This is a genomic window from Vibrio sp. 10N.261.52.C2 (assembly GCF_041471425.1).
GTDB lineage: Bacteria > Pseudomonadota > Gammaproteobacteria > Enterobacterales > Vibrionaceae > Vibrio > Vibrio crassostreae_C.
Window position 1 is genome coordinate 1 of sequence record NZ_JBFROH010000014.1, and the last position, 2,091, is coordinate 2,091.

The 2,091-nt window shown below is 40.7% G+C and carries 3 protein-coding genes; 2 read left to right on the plus strand and 1 reads right to left on the minus strand.

The features are described 5' to 3' along the window. Positions 1-999 precede the first annotated feature (999 nt). Positions 1,000-1,200, plus strand: coding sequence for a hypothetical protein (locus AB4307_RS05015; RefSeq protein WP_371983509.1), 201 nt, complete (start codon positions 1,000-1,002; stop codon positions 1,198-1,200). Continuing rightward, positions 1,193-1,546 carry a hypothetical protein gene (locus tag AB4307_RS05020; RefSeq protein ID WP_371983510.1) on the plus strand — a complete coding sequence of 118 codons (354 nt, stop codon included), beginning with the start codon at positions 1,193-1,195 and terminating at the stop codon, positions 1,544-1,546. Before AB4307_RS05015 ends, AB4307_RS05020 begins: the two co-directional genes overlap by 8 nt. A 64-nt stretch (positions 1,547-1,610) precedes the next feature. On the opposite strand, the gene AB4307_RS05025 is transcribed toward AB4307_RS05020, so the two are convergent. Next, on the minus strand, positions 1,611-2,091 hold a 481-nt coding region (locus AB4307_RS05025; protein WP_372131303.1), incomplete at its 5' end, for a replication/maintenance protein RepL.

Sequence of the window (2,091 nt, forward strand, 5' to 3'; positions counted from 1 at the left end):
TTGTCATTTCCCATGAGACTCCCCAGTATCAAGAGGTTTTAATTTACGGTAAACTCATGATACAACCAGTCTCATGAGTTTTACAAGTGGTATATTCGAGTCTCATAGCTGGTGAGACTCCGGAGTCTCATAGCTGGTGAGACTCCTCTTTATTTTCACCCTTTAAAAACAACAACTTAGAACAGTCTCTTTCTAGTATCTATTAAAAGGTTAAATTTATCGAGAGACTTCCATTACTAACGCCTCGCTTCGCTCGTTGTTTGCCACGAATCGTAGCCAAATCAGCAAGCTGTTTTGACTCCAATTCGCACCCTTTTGAGATCAATTACCAACACGAACAAACTTTCATTTGATTGATCTAACAAGGTCTTTTTTTGACGCTATAAGCTTGCTTGTAGGTCTAAAAATGAGCCGACAAGCGTAGCGCGTCAGTTTTCTTTGTGTTAGCTTCATATGCTCATAGTTTTATTAGGGACTCGTTATGCTTCACTTTTCTTTTTCACATCAAATCCAATCACCTGCACGTTCTGCGCAGCAGGACGTGTAGGGGGTGATTTGATGGGGCTTGGACTTGTGTCAATAACTGTCGCTTAATTTCTAAGTGGTTGAATAATAAGATAAAAAGCAGTCAGGTGCTTTTTTTTTCGTGTTAGTCATGACAATTGTCATTTTTTGTCGCTTTTTGTCAGGGGTTACTGTGCAGGATAATAGAATAACGATTCGAGTATCTGGTGTTCTTCTTGAAAGGGTTGATAAGTACCGTGAACAGCTCTCTATGACGCGTCAGGAGCTTGTTAGGAATTGCTTACAGAATCAACTTGCTGTGATGGCTTCTGTTGATTCTGGGCGTGATGAGGAGATTAGGGAGCTAAATGAGGAGTTATTAAGGCTTAGGGCTGAGTATCAGAAGTTAGTTGATTATATATCTTAGTTAATTCGGAGTGATTCAGGGCTGCAACCCTAAACCACTCCTAAACATAAATATTAAAGGGAATAGTTATGTCTAATTTAGATCCTATTGAGTTTGATGAGTATTACAAGAGGCTTTCCGGATTGGTCTCACTTAGCGGTTTAAATCGAGTTGAGCAGGTGCTTTTTTTGTCTGTTTTTGAGTCTTGGTATTACTTCCAAAGCTACGAGGTTTATTCTTCGATTTCTTGCAAAGCCATCGAGGTTTTTGAGGAGATTGATTTTGCGTAATGTAGATTTAGCTGAGGCTATTAAGTTCTTTTCTCCATTATCCAGGAGCAACAGAATTCATTCTAATTTTGTTTTTAGGTTCTCATATTGCGGCCTATCCGAATCCTTGGCGGCGTCTAGTGTTGGCGTTGATTTGGAGCAGGTTCATTCTTGGGATGATGGTGAGGAGATTCCATTTTCAGTTAGGCGTGTTTGGCTTTTCGAATCTGGACGTATAACACCGTCTCTTAGCGGGTTTTCTGATTGGGTTTTTCGTGGTGGTAGGGTTGTTACTCCTGATGGCGCTGCCTATACGGAGATGCAGCTAAAGCTTGCCCTTTATCATTACGACCAATCTGTAATGTGATTTTTTTTGCGCCATTCTTAAGACTGCGAGGACTGAGCTAGGATGCAGAATGGCGCGTATTTTCTTATTCAAGCTCTAGTTCTTGTTGGTCTGGAGGTGGTAACTCTTCGTTTGACACGATAGCTCTTTCATTTCTTTCAACAAACGGGACGTGTTTTATTTTTGTATCGTTATCGGGATTAAAGTCGCTACCTTGCTCGGTTTCTGATGCTATAACCGTTGCGCTAAACATCGCGTATTTACGTTGATTCTTCCCTGACTGCCATACTATCCGTTCATTGACAGCGTAAGCCGTTGCTGAGCCTATTTTCACGCTGTCTATCCAGTTCATATCTTTAAGGTTTTTTATTGCCCTTCCTACTGATGGCCTGCTGTATCCTGTTATTTCTTGTAGAGTTTTATAAGAGCAAACTACAGCGTTGGTATTTTTTCCCATGACTTCCATGAAATAAAACATTATCTCAGCCGACAGAGGTTGCTTCTTTATTAGCTCTCTCCATTGCTTCATATGGCCCTTTTGAACCTGTACAAAGTTGTAGTTATCG